The organism is Dactylosporangium darangshiense (genome assembly GCF_039537565.1).
GTDB lineage: Bacteria > Actinomycetota > Actinomycetes > Mycobacteriales > Micromonosporaceae > Dactylosporangium > Dactylosporangium darangshiense.
The window spans coordinates 228,090-249,547 of sequence record NZ_BAABAT010000009.1 but is presented as its reverse complement, the minus strand read 5'-3'; the positions used below and the strand labels follow the sequence as shown (position 1 = coordinate 249,547).

Sequence of the window (21,458 nt, the reverse complement as noted above, 5' to 3'; positions counted from 1 at the left end):
CCGTCAGCGGCGCGATTTCAGTAGATCGTCACGCCGAAGTGGCTGGCCGCCGCGCGGGCCGGCTGGAAGAACGTGGTGCCGCCGCTGCTGCAGTTGCCGCTGCCGCCCGACGTCAGGCCGAGGGCCTTGTTGCCGTCGTACAGCGGGCCGCCGGAGTCGCCGCCCTCGGCGCACACGGTGGTCTGGATGAGGCCGCGCACGGTGCCGCCCGGGCTGCCGCTGTAGCGGACCGTGGCGTTGAGCGCGGTCACCCGGCCGGTGTGGGTGCCGGTGGTGGAGCCGGTGCGGGTGACGTTCTCGCCCACGAAGGCGTCCGCGACGGTGAAGCCACCGGGGTGGCTCAGCGACGTGTTCTGGTAGCGCACCAGGGCGTAGTCACTGCCCGGGAAGGTGTACCCGACGTTCGGGCCGATCAGCGTGGCGTGGCTCGAGTTGGTGTACCACGTCGAGGCCACCGCGCCGCAGTGGCCGGCGGTGAGGAAGTAGTACGTGCTGCCGCTGACCACGTTGAAGCCGAGCGAACAGCGGTACTGCCCGCCGTAGATCGCGGCCCCGGCGGACAGCAGCGGCGAGAACACCCCGGCGGTGCGCTCGACGCGCACGGCGCCCGAGGCCTGCCGGACCTTGGCGAGCGCGGCGTCGGAGACGCTGCTGTCGGCCGTGACCACGACGCGGCCGGTTGCGGCGTCGGTGTGCCACGCGATGCCGGCGACGCCGGTGCGCTCGACGGCGTCGCCGGCCGCGGCCAGCTGCGCGCCGCTGTAGGAGACCGGCGCCGCGGAGGCGGCCCCGGGCAGGGCGAGCGCTCCGAGGGCGAGCGCACCAGCGGCGACGGCGATCAGCCGTCCGACGTGGCGTCGTGCGTGAACTGCGTTGACCATCGTCAGCTCCTTTCAGGCCGGCGGGTGGAGGGGGTGGTCCACCGGCTTCCTGACGCATTGGTCAAAGTATTTACATACATCTATAAGATCACAAGCATCCCGTTCATCCGATGTGGGTGTTTCGGGTGGTGTATAGGGGGGCCGCGTCCTCGCCCGGGCTACCGTGCGCTGAGCGGCATCGAGGACGGGGTGACCGGGGCGGGCAGGCGCCCACCGTCGCTCATCAGGTACTGGTGGACCGCCGCGGCCGCCGAGCGGCCCTCCGCGATCGCCCAGACGATCAACGACGGCCCCCGCCGGGCGTCGCCGGCCACGAACACGCCCGGTGCCTCGGTCTGCCAGTCGGCGCCGGCGTCGATCGTGCCGCGACCGTTGCGGGTGAGCGCAGCCTGGGCCAGATGCGGTCCGGGCTGCGTGCCGGCGAAGCCGATCGCCAGCAGCGCCAGGTCGGCCGGCACCTCGCGGACCGTGCCCTCGATCTCGCTCAGCGTGAAGCCGGGGCCGACGAGGACGTCCACCAGTTCGACCGCGCGCAGCCGCCCCTCGTCGTCGCCGAGGAACCGGCGCACCGCGCAGCCGAAGTTGCGCTCGCCGCCCTCCTCGTGCGCCGAGCCGCTGCGCAGCATGGTCGGCCACGTCGGCCAGGGATCGCGGCCTCCGTCGCGCTGCTGCGGCGGCAGCGGCGCCACCTCCACCAGTCGCACGCTGGCCGCGCCCTGCCGGTGCGCGGTGCCGAGGCAGTCGGCGGCCGTGTCGCCGCCGCCCACGACGATGACGTGCAGGCCGGCCGCGTCGATCGGCGGCGCGTCCAGCGAGCCGGCGACGACCCGGTTGCCACCCTCCAGGTACACCATCGCCTGGTGAATGCCGCTGAGCTCACGACCGGGCGTGGTCGGCACGTCGCGCGGGTCGAGGGCGCCGCAGGCCAGGACGACCGCGTCGTGCCGCTCCCGCAGCTCGGCGAGCGAGACGTCGACGCCGACCTCGCAGCCGGTGACGAACGCCACTCCCTCGGCGGCGAGCTGCGCGGCCCGCCGGTCGATATGACCCTTCTCCAGCTTGAAGTCGGGGATGCCGTAGCGGAGCAGGCCGCCGACGGCATCGCTGCGCTCGTACACGGTCGTCGCGTGTCCGGCGCGCGCCAGCTGCTGCGCGGCGGCCAGACCGGCCGGCCCGGAGCCGACCACGGCCACGCTGCGACCGGAGGGCGTCGCGCCCGTGAAGGGCTGAAGCGGCCCGGCGTCGGCAAGCCGGTTGATGATCTCGACCTCGACCTGCTTGATCGTGACCGGATCGTCCCCGATGCCCAGGACGCAGGCCGCCTCGCACGGTGCCGGGCACAGTCGCCCGGTGAACTCGGGGAAGTTGTTCGTGGCGTGCAACGTCTCCGCGGCGCGCTCCCAGTCGCCGACGCGCACGAGGTCGTTCCAGTCCGGGATCAGGTTGCCCAGCGGGCAGCCGTTGTGGCAGTACGGGACGCCGCAGTTCATGCACCGGCTGGACTGCTCGTGGATCATCTGCTCGTCGACCCGCTGGTACACGTCGCGCCAGTCGGCGACCCGGTCGGGCACCGGACGCAGCAGCGGCAGCTGCCGGCGGTACTTCATGAATCCCATCGGGTCGGGCATCCTGGCCTCCGTTGCCTGGCGGTGCATCCGGATCGCGACGGGACAACGCTGGCCCGAAATGTGAGACGGCTGTCTCACTGTTGTGGTTGGCACCCTAACCGAGCTGCCCGGGTGTCTCACAGGGGTCAGGTCAGCCAAATGCGCCACACTCGGCCGCGGCGTGAGTCGCGCCCGGCGGCCGGCCGTTCGATGGTGCCCCGTCCCCGGCCGCGACCTGGACGTCGAACTCTCAGTCGCGGTCCCCCGCGCCGCCGAACACGGCTCGGCGATCGCGACCGCCGCCGTCAGCAACACCGTCTCCGACACGCCCCGGACTATGGGGCGAGCGCCTCGTCGTAGGCCGCCTGGGCCCGCTCGACCTGCGGCATGTGCGTCTCGGCCCACGCCTTGACCGCGGCCATGAGCGGCAGCAGGCTCTCGCCGAGCGAGGTGAGCCGGTAGTCCACGCGGACCGGCACCGATGCGGTGACCGTGCGCGACAACAGGCCGTCGCGCTCCATCGTGCGCAGCGTCTGGGTCAGCATCTTCTGGCTGACGCCCGCGATGCGGCGGTTGATGTCGCTGTACCGCATGGGGCCGCCGGCCAGCGCCGTCAGGATCAGGCTCACCCACTTGTCGCTGATCCGGTCGAGCAGCTTGCGCGCCGGGCAGTCGGCCATGAACGCGTCGTACTCGCGGCGCTCGTCCGCCCGCCGCCGGCTCGCCGTCCGCGTCGTCATCGCCCACCCCTGCGTGCGGTACGCACCTCGAAGTGCGTACTTCCCGTTGGAGAGTAGCTCTCCGTACGGTGGGTGTCATGCGAGCTGTGATCATTCGTTCGTTCGGCGGCCCGGAGGTGCTCGAGGTCGCGCAGGTGCCGCGGCCGGAGCCGGGGCCGGGACAGGTGCGCATCCGGGTGGCCGCGGCCGGCGTGAACCCGGTCGATGTGCAGACGCGGTCGGGTGCCCTCGCCGGGGCCGGCATCCACGCGCCGCGCGACGTGCTCGGTCTCGGCTGGGACGTGTCCGGCACCGTCGACGCCGTCGGCGCCGGGGTCCGCGGGTTCGCGGCCGGCGACCGGGTCGCGGGGCTGTGCGACCGGCCCGGGCTCGCGCTGAAGGCGCAGGCGGAGTACGCCGTGCTGGACGCCGGTGCCGTCGCGCTGCTGCCGGACGGGCTGGACCTCGTCGCGGCGGCGACGCTGCCGCTCAACGCGCTCACCGCGGCGCAGGCCCTCGACCTCGCCGCCGTCGAGCCCGGCGGGACCCTGCTGGTCACCGGCGCGACCGGCGCCGTCGGCGGGTACACCGTCGAGATCGCCGCCCGGTCCGGCGCCCGCGTCGTGGCGGTCGCCGGCGGGCGCGACGCGGACCTCGTGCGCGGGCTCGGCGCCTGGCGCGTCGTGCCGCGCGACGGCGACCTCGCCGAGGCGGTGCGTACGGCGGTGCCGGGCGGGGTCGACGCCGCCGTGGACGCCGCGAGCCTCGGCGTGCGCGCCCTGGACGCCGTCCGCGGCGGCGGCGCGTTCGTGGCGGTCCTCGGCGGCGCGGCGCCGCCGGCGTTGCGGGGCACCCGGGTGTACCACGTCTGGATCCGCGCCGACGGCGAACGCCTGGCCGCCCTGGCCGCCGCCGGGCTCACCACGCGGGTGGCCGGCACCCTGCCACTGGCGGACGTGGCCGAGGCGCACCGCCGGCTCGAGGCGGGCCGGCAGCGCGGGCGGCTGGTGCTGGTGCCGTGACCTCAGGGCACCGTGATCGGGATGACCGCCTCCGGGTGCTCGATGACGACCTGGCCGTCGAACGGGGTCAGCTGCCGGATCGCGACATAGTGGTTGCCGATGTTGACCGGGTCGTCGACCGGCACGGGGCGCTTCGAGGCGACGAACGTCAGCGCGTACGAGACCTGCGCGCCGGCGCCCGGGCCGTCGAGCGTGCAGACCACCGCGTTGTGCTGCGGGTCGGGGCGCACCGAGCAGGCCTCCCAGCCGTCGCCCGCCGGGCGGACCCCTTCGGGCAGGATGAGCAGGAGCTCCAGGCGGGCGACGGGGACGTTGCCGTCGTTGCGCACCGTGACCGTCGTGGACCCGGTGAAGGCGGCGCCCTGCGCCTGGAAGGCCAGCGGCGACGCGGTCACCGTCAGGCGTGACGACGGCGGGTCGGCCGGGAACGTGGTGGGGCCGTCGACCTGGCGGAAGCGGCCGTCCTGCCAGGCGTACGTGCGCCACTGGTTCGGGACCGTGTTCTGGCCGCCGTCGGTGTACACCTTCGAGACCAGCACCGCGATCCGGCCACCGTCGCGGGCCTGCATGTGGTCCATCATCGCGAAGCCGTCCTGCGGGCCGATGACCTGGCCGATCACCTGCAGCTCCGACGCGCCCTGCCGGAACGCGACGACCTGGCCGCCGCCGGACTCCGGGCCCTCGCCGCAGCGCAGGTAGGCGACGTAGTCGTCGGCGCCGTCGCGGTCGACGTCGGCGGTGACGTACCCCAGGACATTCACCGGCCGCCGCGTACCGCTGACGCCCTGCCCATCGTTGAGTGTGACCCTGCCCTTGGTGCAGGTGGCGTCCGCGGCCGCGCCCCAGCTCGGCACGGTGATGGTTGCCGACGAGAAGGGGCCGAGGTCTGGCCCGCGGTCCGCGCGCTCGCTCGGCAGCACCGTCGGCGAAGCGACGGCCGGCGGCGGGCTCACCTCGGGCGTCGGCGCCCGGTCGTCGCCGCGCACGGCGGCGGCACCCAGCGCCGCGGCGAGGACCGCGAGCCCGGCCACCGCGGTGGCGCCGACGCGGCGGGTCCGGATGCGCCGCGACTCGGCGAGGGCCCGGTCGCGCAGGTCGACGGGGTCGACCTCGCCGGCGATGTCGCCCAGCGCCCGGCGCAGGCTGTCGAACTCGCTCATCGGACATCTCCGCTCACGCCGACGCCGGCGAGCTCCGGCGCGAGGGCCCGCAGCCGCTCCAGCGCCTTGGCGGTGTGGCTCTTGACGGTGCCGACGCTGACGCCGAGGACGTCCGCCGCCTGCGCCTCGGTCAGGTCGTCGAAGAACCGCAGCACGACGACGGCCCGCTGCTTGACGGTCAGCCGGGACAGCGCGCTGCGCAGCGACAGCCGCAGCGCCGTGCGCTCGGCGTGGTCGGACTCTGCGCCGGCCCGGTCGGGCAGCTCGCCCGGGAACGCCTCGGCGACGCGCCGGCGACGCCATCGCGAGACCTGCAGGTGGTACATCGTCTTGCGCACGTAGGCCTCGGCGTTGCCGTCGGCGTGCAGCCGCCGCCAGGCGCGGTGGGTGAGCCCGAGGGCGCTCTGCACGAGGTCCTCGGCGAGGTGCTGGTCACCGGTCAGCAGGTACGCCGAGCGCAGCAGCGCGGGTGTTCGCGCCCGGACGAACGCGTCGAAGTCAGCGGCGAGCGGCTGACCCATGGGAGCCATACCAGCCAAGACGACAACTCCCGCGAAAAGGTTGGGACCTCCCGCGAAGATTTTCTATGTCTCGTCGAGGCGGCTCAGCGCCCACGTCGCCCACTCGTGCAGGGTCAGGAAGTACCGCGCGCCGAGCTCGGCGGCGAAGAACTCGACGGGCGCCCGCCCGCTCGCGTCGGCCTGGTCGATCGCCGCCCGGAGCCGCTCGTGCTCGTGCAGGCTCCCCTCCGCCTGCTGCCGCAGCACCTTCCGGGCGTCCTCGACGTCCAGGGTCGCGAGCAGGAACAGCTTGAGCGTGTGCTCGTTGCGCACGACCGGCTCGTCGTTCGGGTCCAGCACCCAGCGGCGCAGCTCGATGCGCCCGACGTCGGTGATCGCGTACGCGCGCCGGCCTCGCGCGCCTTCCTCCACGACGGACACGAGCCCGTCGGCGGCGAGCCGGTTCAGCTCCGGGTAGATCTGGCTGCGCTGGGCGTGCCAGGCGTACCGGCGCAGGTTCCGCTCGAACTTGCCGGCCAGGTCGTACCCGCTCGCCGGCTCCTCGGCGAGCAGCCCCAACAGGGCGTACCGCAGCGACATCAGGACCTCCCGCAGAAACCGTACACACCTAGATATTGACAGGTAGATTTTGTCCTGTCACTTTCTACCTATGACATCGATCCTGCTCGCGGTCGCCGGCGTCCTCGCCGTCGCGATCGTCGCCTCGCTCGGTTTCGTCGCGCTGCGCCGCCGCGCGGTCGCGCGCACACTCGCCCTGCCACCGGCGGGCATCAACGAACAGGGCTACATGCGCATCGGCGGAGTGGACCAGTGGGTGCAGATCCGCGGTACCGACCGGTCCAACCCGGTCCTGCTGTGGCTGCACCCGCACGGCGCCTCGATGATCCCGCTCACGCCCCTGCACCTCGCCTGGGAGCAGCACTTCACCGTCGTGCACTGGGACCGCCGCACCGTCGGCCGGACCCGCCGCGCGCCACACCACGGCACCGAGGCGGACTGGACCTTCGACCGCTTCATCACCGACGGCATCGAGCTCGTCGAGCACCTGCAAAAGCGCCTGGGCGTCGACCAGGTGACGCTCGCGGCCCACTCCCAGGGCACGGTGGTCGGCCTCGGCATGGCCCGCCGCCGCCCCGACCTCATCCGCGCCTACGTCGGCATGGGCCAGATGGCGGACATGGCCCGCAACACGTCGATCGTGTACGAGCGGGTGCTCGCCGCGACCCGGGCGGCCGGCCAGCGCAGCGTGACCGGGAAGCTCGTCCGGCTCGGGCCGCCGCCGTACTCCGACCGGATGGGCTGGATGCGCCTGCTGCAGTACACAATGGAGGTCGACGCCGAGGCCAAGGCGTGGCGGAACGTCTCGATCATCCGAACCCTGCTCACGCCGGGCTACTCCGTGCGGGACATCCTCGGCTGGTTCTCCGACATCATGGCCTTCCCCCAGCACCTGTACGAAGAGACCGTCGCGGTCACCCCCCACACGCTCGGCACCACCTTTGAGGTGCCGATCCTGGTCCTGCAGGGCGCGGACGACGGCTTCGCCATACCGGACCTGGCCAGACAGTACGTCGATTCGATCGAGGCGCCCGCCAAGGCGTACGTGGCGCAGGAGGGCCTGGGCCACCTGGCGCCGTTCCTCTTCCCCGACCGAATCCTGAGCGAGTTCACCGCGCTGGTGAACCGCGAAGGATCCCGCGGATGAGGAACCGGTGCGCGTGGACGCGGAACTCGCCGTGGCCGCGGATGTGCTCGTCGATGCGCCGCAGCCCGTCGGCATAGCGCTCGACCGTGAAGTCCGGCACCTGCCACGGCACCGCGCGCAGCTGATAGACGACCGCCCCGACGTCGTAGAACGCCAGGCCCGGCCGCTCCTCCCGCACGTCGACCACGTCGAGTCCGGCCGCCGCCACTGCCCGCGCGGCCGACTCGGCATTCCATCCGGTACCGCGGGCAGCCGGGGCGCCCAGAGCCTCATTGAGCTCGGCACAGTCGTCGCTGCCGACCTGCTGGGTCAGCAGCCACCCGCCGGCCCGCAGGACTCGCGCGATCTCCTCGGCCTCGAGCCGCCCGTGCCGATCGAGCACCACGTCAACGTCCGCATCGCCGACCGGCAGTGTTTTGTCAGGCGCGAACCGGACCTCGACCCCGAGCGGCGCCAGCCGACGCCGCGCGACCGGCATGTTGGGCGCCCAGCCTTCGACGGCGATCGTGTGCGCGGCCAGCGGCGCCAGCGAGGCGAGGAACTCCCCGCCGCCGGTGTCGATGTCGAGCAGCCGGCCGGCGGACCGCACCAGCTCGGCGGCCATGGCCGGATAGGACCACGACGGGTCGGAGCCAACGGCCCGCCCGTCCAGCCAGCCGAAGTCCCAGCCTTCGATCGCAACCCCGGCCGCCTCGGCAACCAGCTCGTCAAACCCCCGTGTGCCGTGCACCGCCCGATGGTAACGAAGGCCAGGTCAACTACCCGCCCATGAATGAGCGGGCTTGCAGATCACTGTCCTCGCTGGTTGCGAGGTCAGGCCGCGTGCGGGCGATTGACTGCGCCCCAGCTCGTAACACCGCGCGCAGCGATGTTGCGAGCCGCATTGTGGTCGGCGTGGGCAACGACCCCGCACGACCGACAGGTAAAGGTTTCCTGGTCGGGCCGGTTCCGCTTGTCCCGATACCCGCAAGCTGCGCAGGTCTGGGAGGTGTATCGAGGGTCGACCTCGACCAGCGGTACACCCGTCCGGCGCGCCTTGTAAACAAGGAACGCGCCGAGCTGCTGGAACGCCCACGAGTGCAGCGTGACCCGTTGGGGCTTGCGCAGCCGGACCCGGTCGCGGATACCCGTCAGCTTCTCAACGGAGATCCCGCGACCGGTGCGTGCAGCCTCGGTCACGATGTTCTTGGCGATGGTGTGGTTGACGTTCGCGGCGTACCGCGCTTCCTTCTTTCGGCGCCGGGCGAGCAGCCGCCGGGCGGACTTGGTGTTCTTGGCCTGCAACCGCTTCCTGAGCCGCTGCTGGCGCCGCCGGTAGCCGTTGAGCTTGGTCCCGGCGTAGCGGGTGCCGTCGGAGTCGTAGGCGATGTTCGCGATGCCCATGTCGACGCCGAGGAACCCGTCGGGCTCGAATACGGTCGGCTCGGGCACGTCGATGGTGGCGTACAGGAACCACGTGTTGTCGCGGTGTACCAGGTCGGATTCGCCGATCGGATGGGTGGCGACGGCCTTGACCTGGTCCGGGGAGCCGGTGAACGTGACCTGCTTGAGTCTGCCGGACACGGTCCAGATCGACACGATGCTGGCATCGTGCTGCCACGACAGCATTCGCGCGTCGTACGGCTGCGCGGCATCCCATCGGAACGTGACCGGGCTGGTCTCGACCTTGCGACGGCGTTTCGAGCCGGGCTTGCCGTAGTTGCCCGCGCGCAGGTTCGCGTTCAGCGTGGTGTACGAGTCGGCTACCTTCTTGATGACGTGCTGGGCGGCCTGGGCGCCGAGCAGATAGCCGTCCTTGATGCCGTGGTAGGTGTGCCGCCGCAGGTCGTAGTTGCGGTAACAGTCGATGTGCCGAGCCAGTGCAGCAACGTCAGACGCTGCGGCGTTGCAGGCGCGCAGTGTCGCGTCCAGCGCCGCCGCCTGCTCAGGCGTCGGCAGGAGCTTCACCTGCACGACCAACTTCACGCCGCCATCGTCTCATTTGGTCCATGTCACCCCGATGGACCCCAGACCCGGATGTCCGCCGTGGTCGCTCGGTCGTGTCGACTTCGGCGCCGACCTGCGTGAGTTCAACGGCGAGGACGACCACGTGCATCTGCTCGTCCACTACCCTCCGAGCTTCGCCCTGTCGCGGCTGGTCAACAGCCTCAAGGGCGTATCGGCGCGCTAACTGCGGCGCGAGTTCCCTGGACATCTGCGCAAGTACCTGTGGGGCGAACACCTGTGGTCCCCGTCGTACTTCGCCGGGCCGTGCGGCGGTGCGCCGCTGACGGCGGTCAAGGAGTACATCGTCGACCAACCCTGGCCGGGCTCCGGTCGTAGGTCCAGTGAACAAGTAGCAGAAAATCGCGTGAACGTCGATGCGCGCTCGCGGGACAGGGTTCGTGCGCCGCTACCGTCAATGATCGTGAAACGTTGGACACCGGGGCTCGTTGTCGCCATGGCGCTCGCCGGCCTGGCCGGCTGCGACGCGGGCGGCGGGGCGTTGGCCGACGAGGATGTTCAGCCGACGCCCAGCGTCGTGGGCGTGTCGGCGGTCGCAGGGAGCACCCCGAAGAGCGGCGACGCCACCCCAGCGGCCCGCCCCTCGGCGAACGCGACGACCCGTTCGTGCAAGGCGGCCGACCTCTCCGCCATGGCCGACGACTCCCTGCGCCACGCTCCCAAGGCCGACTCGCCGTGGACGATCGTCACCGTCATCAAGCTGACCAACCGCTCGTCGAGCGTGTGCACGCTGAGCGGCTGGGCTGGGTTCACCATGGTCGGCTACGACGTGGTCTGCATCAACACTTACAACCCGCCGGTATGCCCGCCGGACCACGCGGCGCACCGCGACCAGAAGGTCACCCGGGTCGAGTTGGAGCAGCCGAAGGTGTACACCGTGCACCCCGGCGAGTTCGTGGCGTTCTCGGTGCTGTGGACCGAGCTGTACGACCGCGCCAACTGCGGGGAGCCGTCGTTCACCGACCCCTACGACGTCGAGATCCGCGTGCCCGGAGACCAGGCCGCGGTCATCCTGCGGCCGATCCTCATCCAGCCGTGCGACGGCGACGTCGGCATCACCGCGCTGGGCGTCATCGCCTGAGCCCGGCGTCGTAGTCCACCTCAGCGCCGCAGATCGTGCCGGCGGTGGGTTGCCTTCGCCACCAGCCCCGACGGCAGCAGCCGCCGCAGCGGGAACACGATCGGCGCGTTGCTCCCGACCGCGTAGTGCGCCCTGGGCCTGGCCGCCTCGATCGCCTTGACGATCGTTGCCGCGACCCGCTCGGCCGGCACCCCGCGACGCTCGTTGCGGTCGAGCGCGGCCAGCATCCGTTCGAAGTCCGCACGGTGCGGCGAGCCCTCCGAGGTGTACTTCGTGCGCCGCTCGCTGATCCCCGTGTTGATCGACCCCGGCTCGACGGTGGTCAGCCAGACACCGAACGGCGAGTACTCGTGCCGGGCCCCGTCGCTGAACCCCTTCAGCGCCGCCTTCGACGCCACGTAGGAGGAGCGGTAGGACAGCGGGAACGACGCGAGCATCGACCCGACCATGACCACCCGCCCCCGCCGCCGCTCGCGCATGCCCGGCAGCAGCAGCTGCGCAAGATGGACGGGCCCGAGCACGTTGACCTGGAACAGCCGCCGCAGCGCGTCGCCGGGCAGCTCCTCGAACGGCCCCGACTGGCTCTCTCCCGCGTTGTTGACCAGCACGTCGACCGGTCCCACCGCGGCCGCGAGCGCCTCGATCGACGCGTCGTCCTCGAGGTCGAGCGCCAGGTACTCAACCCCGTCCGCCCGCTGCTCGGCGCTCAACGCCTCCGGCCGGCGACTGGTCCCGATGACCCTGTACCCACGCGCAACCAGCGCGGCGGCGGTCGCCTTCCCGATCCCCGACGATGCCCCGGTGACCAGCGCGGTGCGATCCATCGCTGCACCATACCGCCGCCCGATAGCCCGATCACCCCCGGGCGCCGCCGGACTCGGTGCGACGGCAGTGCTCGGCGAGGAGTTCGTGGCGGAAGACGAAGCGGTCGCCGTCGCGGCGCATGATGCCGGTGCCGGCCACGTACGTCAGGTAGCGGCGAACCCGCCACGGCAGCCGGCCCTCGGTGGCAAGCAGCAGCCGCGCCACGGCGGCGGCGAACGGGCTGCTGAACCGCTTCCAGCGCAGTACCCGATGGGCGGCGACCTGGCCACCGATGAAGCCGAACAGGACTGCCGGCAGTTCCAGGACCCACGGGCGGGAGCCGGCCAGGGATTGCAGGTGCGGGAGGAGCCAGTCGCTGAGCGTGTCGTTGCTGATCATGTCGCCGCATATGCCGGCGATCAGCAGTACCACGAAACCAAGAATGAGGCGGGGGTGCACGAGGCGGACCGCCCGGGCGGCCGGATGCTCGCCGGGCAGTCCGGCCAGGCCGCGGGCGGCGGTCACAGCCGCGCCGAGCAGCAGGCCGACCGCCTCTGCCAGCGCGATCCCGACGGTCCGGTGCATGATCAACGGTCCCGCAAGCGCGAGCCCGGCCAGCAGCACTGCGGGCGTGGTGGCGTTGATCTCCGCCCGCACCTCCGGATCGGCCCTTACCTGGCGCCGGCTGCTGCTCGCCCGCCGGTAACGGGCGTTGACCTCCGCGGTCGCTTCCGGGTGCGTCCGCTGGTCGGCCAGGTAGGCGTGGTACACCAGTGAGTACGCCCCGACGACGATGAGCACGCAAACACCGACCCCCAGCACCTCGTCCGACAGCCCGGCCGCCAGCACCCCGGCGATCGCGCCGGCAGCCGCCGCACCGCACGCGAGCCCGGTGGCGAGTCCCATGGTGACTCCCACGGGCGAAAGCCGCCGCCGGGTCAGCGAGGCGAACACCGTCCACCCGGCCGGCAGGCCGAACGCGGCCACGAGCACCACCACCGCGGCGACCTGCGTCAGCCCGAACCGTGGCACAGGGGCAGCGACCAGCACGGCGGCGGCCCCGGCGGCAAGCGCCGGCAGGAATCCGGTGACGAACGCGTGCGACACGTCCGCGCGCAGCGCCGCGGACCACTGTCGCCCGAACGGCGTGCTGGCTTCGGCGACCGTGCCGAGCCAGCGCCGCAGCCGCAACGTCGGTGCGGGCCTCTGCGGCGGGTACGCCCGGCTGGCGAGCGCCACGGTGAGGTACCGCTCCAGCAGCCGCGACCGCCCACCCTCGGCAGCGACGTCGTGCTCACCGCCTCGCAACTGCGCGGCGAGCAGCGCCAGCAGCAGCGGCGAGTCGACGAGCTCGCGCAACCCTTCGTCGGCCCGCCAGGCCCGCCGCAGCTCGTCGAGGCCGGCCGCGTCGTCGCCGGCCAGCAGACCATCCACATCGGACCTGTCCAACGGCTCGATCTCGACGGCCCCCTGCACCCCGAGCGGCGCCATGCCCGCGTACTCGCCGGTCCGGCACGTCATCGCCATGGCCAGGGGACCGCGCTCCTGCTGCAGTTCCTCCAGGGCCTTGACGAACCCGACGCGCGGTCCGGCGGGCATCTCGTCGAGCCCGTCGAACAGCAGCACCACCTCGTCGTCCTGCAGCCATTGCGCGGCGAGCGGCCTGGGGATCCCGTTGTACCGCACCATCTCCGCCACGCACCAGCGCGCGAAGTACTCCCGTCCGGCCCGCCTACGACGGCGCCACCATCGGGGCCGGCCCTCCTCTGCGACCGCGGTCCAGCGCCCCAGGCCGAGCAGCACCGGCACGCCGTCCTCCGCCAGCAGCCGCCGCGCCAGCTCGAGCAGCAGCGTCGACTTGCCCGCGCCCGGCCCGCCGAGGATGAGCAGGTTGCGGTCGAAGCGTTCGAACGCGTCGCGCACGTCCGCGGGCACGCGGTCGTCCGGCACGGCCGGGAGAAGGTCGGCGGACGGCCGCACGGCTTCGGCCCGCAGCGCGAGCCGGGGCGGAATCCAGGGCACGTCGGCCAGCGCACCCGCCAGGCCGGCGTCGACGCGCTCCCGCAGCAGTTGCAGCACCCTGGCGCGCTGGGTTTCGCGGTGGTACTTGCTGTAGCGCGCGCCGCCGAGCACCCGCCCTTCGCCGAGGTACTGCCACACCGGCAACCCCACCGCGATGCACGCGAGGGCGGCCACGGCCAACCAGGCGTGGGGCCGCAGCGCCCCGAACCCGGGCGGCGCCGACCCACCGGTGGCCACGTTCACCGTGACGGGCAGCAGCACGAGGACCAGCAACGCCTCGACGGCGACGAGCCACAGCCCCGGTCGACGCATGCCGAACACGGTAACGGAACGGCGCGACCAGCCGCCGAACATCGTCGTGCGGGTCCCGATGACGGCATTGGTATGGCCTTGACACGCTCGCCGAGGGTCATCAATATCGAGGCTGCACAGGCAAGAGAGCGCTCTCTCAGCATCCGCCAATGTTGAAGGTGAGGCATCCCACCATGCCCGTAGTGCGTCGCGCGCTCGTCGCGCTTGTCCTCTTCGCCGCCGCGCTGGTCATGCCGGCCGGCGCGGCGCAGGCCGCCGGGCCGTCGCCGGCCTGCGGCACGACCAACGTCGCCCGCGGCGGCCGCGCCATCGCCTCGAGCCAGGATCCGTTGTACCCGCCGTCCAACGCCATCGACGGAAACCCGCACACCCGCTGGGTCAGCGGGCCCGGCGAGTCGCAGTGGATCACCATCGACCTGCGGGCCGCGTACAACGTCTGCCGGGTCGTGCTCAACTGGGACTTCCAATACGCCAAGGCGTTCCAGCTGCAGATGTCCAACAACGGCACGTCGTGGTACACCATCTTCGCCACGACGACCGGCGCCGGCGGCATCCAGTCGATCGACGCCGCCGGGACTGGGCGCTACATCCGCATGCTCGGCACGGCGCGCGGCACCGGATGGGGCCTCTCGCTGTGGGAGTTCGAGGTGTACTCCAGGCTCGCGGCCTGACCGCCGGGATCCGAGGGCGAGCGCCGACCGGAGCGCGGCTTCGAGCTCCAGCCGGCGCTCGGCCACGCCCCGGCCGGCGGGCTCCTCGACCTTACGGACCCGGCAGGCGCGTCGCCTGCTGACAAGAGCCTGACTGCGGAGCCGGCGTTCATCGGCTGAGGTGGTAGGCGATGACTTCCGTCGAGAACACCGGATGGGCGTGGGCCGACCACGGTGTGGCGGTCAGCGGCTCCGTGTACGGCAACATCACCGTCAACGCCGCGATGCAGTCCTGGCCGCACCGCCTCGGCGTCGTGCCCGTGCCCGCCGACCGGCGCATCGACCGGCCGGCCGACCGGCGGCTGGCCGGCGCCCTGGCCGCGGACCCCACGCCGGAGGTGCTGGTCGGCCTCGGCGGCGTGGGCAAGACGCAGGCCGCCGCAAACCTCGCCAACCGGTGGTGGGACGAGGGCAAGGTCGACCTGCTCGTCTGGGTGACGGCCACGACCCGCTCCGACATCGTCGCCACGTACGCGCAGGCCGCCGCCGACGTGACCGGCGTCGCCGACGCCGACCGCTTCCTCGCGTGGCTCGCCGCCACCCCGCGCCGCTGGCTGGTCGTCCTCGACGGCCTCACCGAGCCTGGCCAGGCCCGCGGGCTCTGGCCGCCCATCACAGCGGCCGGTCGAACCGTGATCACCGCTCGGCGCCGCGACAGCTCCCTGCTGGCCGGCCGGAACGAGATCCCGGTCGGCGCCTTCACCCCGGAGGAGGCCGCCGGCTACCTGACCGGCAAGCTGGGCGACCGCCCGTCGCGCCTCGCCGAGGCCGCCGAACTCGCCGCCGACCTCGGGCACCTGCCGCTGGCCCTGGCGCAGGCGGCCGCGTTCATCCTCGACCAGAAGGGAACGGACTGCGCCGGCTACCGGCGCCGGCTCCGGGAGCGCGGCCTGGCCGCGGTGACCCCGTACGCGCTGCCGGACGACCAACCGTCCGAGATCGCGACGACCTGGAGCCTGTCCATCGAGCTCGCCGACCGCGCGACGTCCGGCGTGGCCCGGTCCGTCCTCGAGGTCGCGGCGCTGCTCGACAGCAGCGCGGTGCCTGTTCGCGTGCTCACCGCGGCCCCGGGCCTGAACTACTGCGGCAAGGTCTCCGAGGACCAGGTCCGGGACGCCCTGCGCCTGCTCGATCGGCTGTGCCTCGTCGACCTCGACGAGACGGGCACCAACGTTGCGGTACACACGCTCGTCCAGCGCGCCACGCGCGAGGCCGTTCCCAAGCAGCGCCGGCTCACCCTGGCGACGGCGGCCGCGGACGCCTTGGCGCTGGTGTACCGCGACGTGCGGTGGCTCGCGGCGAACCAGCGGTCGTTCCAGGCCAACGCGACCGCCCTGCACACGACCGCCGGACTGCGGCTGTGGGACACCCGGCGAGGCCCCCACCGCGTCCTGCTCTATCTCGGCGCGATCCTCGGCACCAACGGCTTCCCGCAGGATGCCGTCGCCTTCTTCACGCAGCTCCATGCCGAGACGCGGCGCCACCTCGCCGATGATCACCCCGCGGTCCTGCTCATCCGCTACGGCATTGCGCAATGGCGCGCCGCGACGGGCGACTACGCCGAGACGGACGGGCTCCTCGCCGACTTCGAACGGGTTCTGGGCGCCAAGCACCCGGGCACGACCGCCCTCCGCGGCCGCCGCGCGGAGCGGCGGGGCCTGGCGGGCGAACCGGGGCTTGCCGCGGCGGAACTGCTTCGGCTGTATCAGGAGTCCGTCAAGTACTCCGGCCCCGCACACGCGGCCACGCTCGATGTCGGACGGCGCCTCACACGCTGGCAGGTAGAGGCCGGCGATGCGCGCGGCGCCCTCGAAACTGCCGAGGAACTGGTACGGGCCTGCCGGGAGACCCACGACGCCGATCACCCGCTGGCCTTCGGAATGCGCACCGACCTGGCTCACGTACGGATACAGACGGGCGACCTGGTCAGCGCACTGGCGGATTTGGAGGAACTTTACGCCGAAGCGCAGCGCCTCTGGGGCGCCGCTGACCCGATGACCCTCAACGCTCGCGGCAACCTCGCCCGCTGCCGGCTCGACATGGGCGACGCCGCCGGCGCCGCGGTCGAGTTCGGGGAGCTGCGGGCCGAGTTCGAGCGCTTGCACGGGCCCCACCATCAGCTGACCCTGACAACCCGCTGGAACCTGGCGCAGGCGTCGAGCCTGAGCGGCGATGCCGCCGCATGGGACCGGCTGGTGGAGGACTGCCGGCGGCTCTACCGCCCGGACCATCCCGCGTTGCTCGCCGCCCGCGCCGCGCGGCTGCAGGCGCAGGGTGAGGCCACGGACACGTTGGAGGCCCTGCTCGCCGACCACGAGCGCGCGTTGGGCCCGGACCATCCGGCGACACTTGCGGTACACCGGATGGCGCGTGCTGCCGAGGCCGGTTAGCGCCGGCCGAAGACCTCGTCGAGCCAGTCGTAGATCCGGGCGAAGGCCAGTCGCTGGCCGCCCGACTGGCAGTGGGCTCCGGCGCCTTCGGCGCTGGTGAAGGAGAGCAGCGTCTTCTTGCAGGTGAGGTGTTCGAAGAGGCGCTCCGGCTGGCCGCTGAAGAACAGGTCCTGCTCGGCTGCGCAGACGAGGGTCGGGCAGGCGATCTGCTCGGCGATGCCGTTGCGGAGGTGGTACGCGAGGAAGGCCGCACAGAACGCCCGTGGCGACGGTGCGTTGCACGTCCACATGCCCTGCTCCATCATCCATCTGACGGTTGGGTCGGCCGTCATCAGGCCGGCGATCACGGTGTCGAGCTCGGGGTCTTCCGGCGCCAGCAACCGTGGGTCGATGATGGCGCGGTCGCCGGGGATCGCCGCTGTGACGAAGTCGCCGAGGTCGTAGACGCCGTCGAGGGCGATGAGCGCGTTCGGGCGGGGCTCGAACGCGGCGGCGCGGGGCATGAGCTCGCCGCCCATGCTGAGGCCGAGCAGCGCGATGTGATCCGGGTCGACCTCGGGCCGGGTCAGCGCGTAGTCGATGACCGGGCCGACCACGTCTTCCCAGTCGGGCCGGAAGCCCATGCCCTGCCGGTGCCGCGGGCCGGGCTGGCCGGGTCCGTCGAAGCTCAGCACGTGGTAGCCGCGCTCGATTGCGGCCACAGCCCCATAGAAGTGCAGCTCTTCCACGGTGCCGTCGAAGCCGTTGCACATCACGACGGTGGGGCGCCGTTCGCCGGTACCGCTGCCAGTGCCGTGGTAGAAGTACCCGGGCAGCGTGGTTCCCTCGTAGGGGATCTCGATCGGCTCGATTGCCGGCGTGGCCAGTCCGGCCGCGGTGCGGAAGCAGGTGACGCTGCGGTCGTAGGCGTGCGGGATGCGCGGATCGTCGGGTCGTCCGTGCAGGAAGAACTCGGCGGCGCGGTAGTAGTTCGAGGCGCGCAGGTACCCCTCACGCGCGCTGACGCGATGCCCGGCCATGGCGGCCCTGTCGGCACCGATCGCGACGCGGTCGGCGGTGGCGAGCCACTGGTCGTGCCAGCCGTCGTAGTCGCCGGCGGTGATGGCCTCGGCGGTGCTCACGACCTCGCCGATGTCCGCGCCGCCGTATGCGGTGTGGCCGAGGCTGCGCAGGGCTTCGAACCAAAACTGCTGGTCGTCCGGGAACAGAAGCGGGCGCATTGCGGCCTCCTCAACTTGCAGGTGCGGCCTCGCAGACGTAACGAATACCCCGCCGTACCAGCCGAAACGGCCCGTAGGGTGTCACTCGAACAAGTGCCGGTTGGCCCGGCTCCAGCGGATCCGTTCCACCGCCGCGTCGAGCACTCCGCTCTCGCGCCATGCGACCTGCGGTTGCCGCCCCTGCGTCGCGAGCCGGCGGGCCCGCTGCCAGACCGCCCGCTGCTGCGCGATGACCTCATCGACGAGGCCGGCGGTCGAGCTGAGACCGTACGCCTCGGCGAACAACCGCATCCGGCGTCGCCGGTCCGGCGGTGCGGTGTATCCCAGCCACCGCAGGCAGGTGTGGTCGTCGCGAAACGGCGCAACGTACTCCAACGCGTAGGCGACATCGTGGATCGGCGGTGCCGGCCAGGCGTAGTCCCAGTCCAGGATGCCCACGGGCCGGCTGCCGCGCCACACCAGGTTCCACGGGCCGAAGTCGCCGTGGCAGATCAGCTCGCCCGCGCCGACAGCACCGGCGTGGGCCGCCCACCCCCCGCCGGCGGCCGGACGAAACCCGCGCACCGCCTCGTGGTACTCGCGCAGGAGACGGGCCATCGCCACCAGGCCTTCGTCCTCGACGACCTTGGCCCAGCCCGCACCGCCGGACTCCCCGTCGATGTAGCTGAGCATCTCCCGGCCCTCGTCATCGATGCCGAGCAGTCGAGGGGCGTACTGAAAACCGATCTCCTCGAGGTACCGCAGAAGTTCGTGAATGGTCGTGGACCACGGGTGCACAGGCCGCCGGACCGTATCCGCGATGCGGACCACCCGACGATGTGGCTCATCCTGGAGCACCTGGTGATCCACCATGCCCGATGACGCTACTGGGCTATCCCGACGGCACAACGCCATTTCCCGAACTCCGTCTCGCCGGTGTTTTCGCGGCATCGAGCTCGGGAACTGTCCACGGTGTGGAGTACACCGAGCCGGCGGCCGAGCGTGTCGCTGAAGTGCCTTCGACAACCCCGGCCGACCTGCCGCAACCGGCCCGGAGGTCCCGCCCGCCGTGGTACCGGCGGCCGTGGCTGGTCTTCGCGCTCGTGGTCGTCCTGATGCTGTCCGGCGTCGGCGCGGTGATCGGCGCGCTGTACTTCGAGAGCGTGCCGACGCCCGAGGAGCTCACGCTGCCGGAGTCGACGACCGTGTACTACGCGGACGGTACGACGCCGATGGCCAAGCTCGGCACCGAGAACCGGACGATCCTCAAGTACGGCGAGATGAACGACGCGGTGCGGCAGAGCGTCGTCGCCGCGGAGGACCGGACGTTCTGGACCAACCCGGGGGTGGACTTCGGCGGCATCCTGCGGGCGGTGCGCAACAACGCCACGGGCGGTCAGACCCAGGGTGCGTCGACCATCACCCAGCAGTACGCGCGGATCGCGGCCGATCTCAAGGGCGTGACGTACTCCCGGAAGCTGCGCGAGGCGGTCATGGCGTGGAAGCTCGACGACCGCTACTCGAAGCAGCAGATCCTGGAGTTCTATCTCAACACGGTTCCCTTCGGTCGCGGCGCCTACGGCATCGAGGCCGCCGCGCAGACGTTCTTCGGCAAGACGGCCAACCGTAACGCGCCGCCGGAAAGCCAGGTCACAACCGCCGAGGCCATGGTCCTGGCATCGATGATCAAGCAGCCCGAGGCCGACCCCGACGACCCGCAGGGCAGCCCGGGCTACGACCCGAGCCGGGGCCCCAAGGCGCTGGAGAACTCCAGGAGCCGGTGGGCGTACGTCCGCGACAACATGGTCGGCCTCGGATACCTCACCCGCGCGCAGGCGGACTCGCTCGCCTACCCGGACACCGTCAAGCGACCCGACCCGGCCGCCCGGCAGACCGGCCTGGACCGGCCGACCGGTCTGGTGGTGAGCCAGGCCATGGCCGAGCTGCGCCGGACCGACCGGTTCCGCGACAAGCCCGAGGACTACCTGCGCAACGGCGGCTTCCGGATCGTCACGACGATCGACAAGCGGGTGCAGGACGTCGCCGAGGCGACCGCCGACATCCGGCGCGCGAGCGCACCGCAGATCGTGCGCGGGCAGCCGCAGGACTGGCAGGCCGCGCTCGTCGCCGTGGAACCGGGCACCGGACGAGTACTTGGGTACTACGGTGGCAGCAGCGGCACCGGCGCCGACTACGCGGGCTCGTACGTCGACGAGTCCGGCAAGCCGCGCGGCTTCGGCGCCCACCCGCCGGGCTCGTCGTTCAAGGTGTACGACCTCGCCGAGGCCCTGCACCAGAACGTGTCGATGAAGTCGCACTGGGACTCTCCGGCCAGCAAGGAGTTCCCCGCCAGCGGCCGCGTCAAGGGCAGCCCCGCCGGCCCGATCCGCAACGCGGCCAGCGCCAAGTGCCAGCCCGACTGCACCCTCTGGGAGGCCACGGTCGCGTCGCTCAACGTCACGTTCTTCGAGCTTACGGAGAAGCTGGGGGCGGCGAACATCATCGACACGGCGAGCCGGGCCGGCATCGACTCGATGTGGGCCAACCAGCCCGGTCAGGCCGACCCGGTCCGCGTCGACCTGCGCGGCGTGTCCGGTCAGGACGTCGCACCGCGCTTCTCCAACGAGGTCGGCATCGGCCAGTACCCGGTCACCGTGCTCGACCACGCCAACGGCATGGCCACCTTCGCCGCGGCGGGCAAGCGGGCCGACGCGCACTTCGTGCGCTCGGTGTCCAAGCGAGGCGACGAGGTGTACACCGAAAAGCTCAGCCAACGCGACATCGGACTGGACCAGGAGCGGATCAACGAGCTGAACTGGACGCTGCGGCAGGTGGATGCGGCGAAACTGCCCAACGGCTGGGACTCGGCCGGCAAGACCGGCACCTGGCAGCGCGGCGACAGCCTCGAGGAGAACGCGCACACGTGGATGGTCGGCTACACCAGGCCGCTGGCCGCGGCCGTCTGGCTCGGCACCACCGACGGCAAGGCCCTCGTCACCAAGGACGGCAAGTACGACGTGTACGGCGCCACCTACCCGGGGGCGATCTGGCGGCAGTTCATGGTCGACGCCACCGCCGCCCTGAAGCTCGACAAGAACGCCTTCCGGTTCGCGCAGCCGACGTTCGCCGAGGACCGCACCAGCGCGCCACCGCCGACGAGCCTGGCGGCGACCCCCTCGGCCAAGCCGACCACGGCAACCCCGTCGTGCCGGCCGCCGGACTGCCCGAGCCGGAACCCCGAACCGAGCCGATCGCCGAAACCGCCCGCCACCACCGGCCCACCGGCCACACCAGTGCGGTCCGCCCGGCAATGACGCGCTG

Annotated in this window: 18 protein-coding genes and 1 pseudogene; 7 read left to right on the top strand and 12 right to left on the bottom strand. The window is 72.0% G+C overall.

All coding sequences use genetic code 11. The features are described from left to right. Positions 1-17 precede the first annotated feature (17 nt). From ABD901_RS19630 to ABD901_RS19620, 3 genes are all read right to left on the bottom strand, one after another. A complete protein-coding gene (locus ABD901_RS19630) occupies positions 18-881 on the bottom strand; it encodes a S1 family peptidase (RefSeq protein ID WP_345128529.1) in 864 nt (287 codons plus the stop codon). A gap of 158 nt (positions 882-1,039) precedes the next feature. Next, positions 1,040-2,509 (bottom strand): glutamate synthase subunit beta, encoded by a 1,470-nt coding sequence (locus ABD901_RS19625; protein ID WP_345128528.1) that lies wholly within the window; start codon positions 2,507-2,509, stop codon positions 1,040-1,042. A 314-nt stretch (positions 2,510-2,823) separates the two neighbouring features. Next, entirely contained in the window at positions 2,824-3,228 is a 405-nt protein-coding gene (locus tag ABD901_RS19620; RefSeq protein WP_345128527.1) for a winged helix-turn-helix transcriptional regulator, read from the bottom strand. A 77-nt stretch (positions 3,229-3,305) separates the two neighbouring features. Between ABD901_RS19620 and ABD901_RS19615 the strand changes: the two genes are divergently transcribed. After that, on the top strand, positions 3,306-4,229 hold the full coding sequence (locus ABD901_RS19615) for an NADP-dependent oxidoreductase (protein ID WP_345128526.1): 924 nt from the start codon (positions 3,306-3,308) through the stop codon (positions 4,227-4,229). Positions 4,230-4,231: 2 nt separating this feature from the next. On the opposite strand, the gene ABD901_RS19610 is transcribed toward ABD901_RS19615, so the two are convergent. From ABD901_RS19610 to ABD901_RS19600, 3 genes are all read right to left on the bottom strand, one after another. Next, positions 4,232-5,389: a hypothetical protein gene (locus ABD901_RS19610; RefSeq protein WP_345128525.1), complete on the bottom strand. Its 1,158-nt coding sequence runs from the start codon at positions 5,387-5,389 to the stop codon at positions 4,232-4,234. After that, positions 5,386-5,910 carry a SigE family RNA polymerase sigma factor gene (locus ABD901_RS19605; RefSeq protein WP_345128524.1) on the bottom strand — a complete coding sequence of 175 codons (525 nt, stop codon included), beginning with the start codon at positions 5,908-5,910 and terminating at the stop codon, positions 5,386-5,388. The genes ABD901_RS19610 and ABD901_RS19605 overlap by 4 nt, the downstream gene beginning before the upstream one ends. A gap of 63 nt (positions 5,911-5,973) precedes the next feature. Then, positions 5,974-6,489 carry a PadR family transcriptional regulator gene (locus ABD901_RS19600; RefSeq protein WP_345128523.1) on the bottom strand — a complete coding sequence of 172 codons (516 nt, stop codon included), beginning with the start codon at positions 6,487-6,489 and terminating at the stop codon, positions 5,974-5,976. A 70-nt stretch (positions 6,490-6,559) separates the two neighbouring features. Between ABD901_RS19600 and ABD901_RS19595 the strand changes: the two genes are divergently transcribed. After that, a complete protein-coding gene (locus tag ABD901_RS19595; RefSeq protein ID WP_345128522.1) occupies positions 6,560-7,615 on the top strand; it encodes an alpha/beta fold hydrolase in 1,056 nt (351 codons plus the stop codon). Here ABD901_RS19595 and ABD901_RS19590 read toward each other — a convergent pair. Together ABD901_RS19590 and ABD901_RS19585 are read right to left on the bottom strand one after the other, a co-directional pair. Next, positions 7,578-8,345 carry a class I SAM-dependent methyltransferase gene (locus ABD901_RS19590; RefSeq protein ID WP_345128521.1) on the bottom strand — a complete coding sequence of 256 codons (768 nt, stop codon included), beginning with the start codon at positions 8,343-8,345 and terminating at the stop codon, positions 7,578-7,580. The two genes, ABD901_RS19595 and ABD901_RS19590, sit on opposite strands and share 38 nt — an antisense overlap. Before the next feature lie 83 nt (positions 8,346-8,428). Next, on the bottom strand, positions 8,429-9,580 hold the full coding sequence (locus ABD901_RS19585) for an RNA-guided endonuclease InsQ/TnpB family protein (protein ID WP_345128520.1): 1,152 nt from the start codon (positions 9,578-9,580) through the stop codon (positions 8,429-8,431). A 79-nt stretch (positions 9,581-9,659) separates the two neighbouring features. Here ABD901_RS19585 and tnpA point away from each other — a divergent pair. Then, positions 9,660-9,923, top strand: a pseudogene (gene tnpA / locus ABD901_RS19580) (IS200/IS605 family transposase); the annotation flags it as partial. Positions 9,924-10,022: 99 nt separating this feature from the next. Next, positions 10,023-10,700, top strand: a complete 678-nt coding sequence (locus tag ABD901_RS19575; protein WP_345128588.1) for a hypothetical protein — start codon at positions 10,023-10,025, stop codon at positions 10,698-10,700. A 20-nt stretch (positions 10,701-10,720) separates the two neighbouring features. Here the strand turns inward: ABD901_RS19575 and ABD901_RS19570 are convergent, their stop codons facing one another. Next, entirely contained in the window at positions 10,721-11,524 is an 804-nt protein-coding gene (locus tag ABD901_RS19570) for an SDR family oxidoreductase (RefSeq protein ID WP_345128519.1), read from the bottom strand. A 31-nt stretch (positions 11,525-11,555) separates the two neighbouring features. Continuing rightward, a complete protein-coding gene (locus ABD901_RS19565) occupies positions 11,556-13,838 on the bottom strand; it encodes an NACHT domain-containing protein (RefSeq protein ID WP_345128518.1) in 2,283 nt (760 codons plus the stop codon). A gap of 173 nt (positions 13,839-14,011) precedes the next feature. Between ABD901_RS19565 and ABD901_RS19560 the strand changes: the two genes are divergently transcribed. Beyond that, positions 14,012-14,509 (top strand): discoidin domain-containing protein, encoded by a 498-nt coding sequence (locus ABD901_RS19560; protein WP_345128517.1) that lies wholly within the window; start codon positions 14,012-14,014, stop codon positions 14,507-14,509. A gap of 170 nt (positions 14,510-14,679) precedes the next feature. Further along, the gene (locus tag ABD901_RS19555) at positions 14,680-16,938 is read left to right on the top strand and encodes a tetratricopeptide repeat protein (RefSeq protein WP_345128516.1); all 2,259 of its coding nucleotides are present in this window, start codon (positions 14,680-14,682) and stop codon (positions 16,936-16,938) included. On the opposite strand, the gene ABD901_RS19550 is transcribed toward ABD901_RS19555, so the two are convergent. Beyond that, on the bottom strand, positions 16,935-18,158 hold the full coding sequence (locus tag ABD901_RS19550) for an alpha/beta hydrolase family protein (protein WP_345128515.1): 1,224 nt from the start codon (positions 18,156-18,158) through the stop codon (positions 16,935-16,937). The two genes, ABD901_RS19555 and ABD901_RS19550, sit on opposite strands and share 4 nt — an antisense overlap. An 81-nt stretch (positions 18,159-18,239) precedes the next feature. After that, positions 18,240-18,935: an aminoglycoside phosphotransferase family protein gene (locus tag ABD901_RS19545; RefSeq protein ID WP_345128514.1), complete on the bottom strand. Its 696-nt coding sequence runs from the start codon at positions 18,933-18,935 to the stop codon at positions 18,240-18,242. A gap of 176 nt (positions 18,936-19,111) precedes the next feature. Here ABD901_RS19545 and ABD901_RS19540 point away from each other — a divergent pair, with 176 nt between their 5' ends. Further along, positions 19,112-21,451, top strand: a complete 2,340-nt coding sequence (locus ABD901_RS19540) for a transglycosylase domain-containing protein (RefSeq protein WP_345128513.1) — start codon at positions 19,112-19,114, stop codon at positions 21,449-21,451. Positions 21,452-21,458 lie beyond the last annotated feature (7 nt).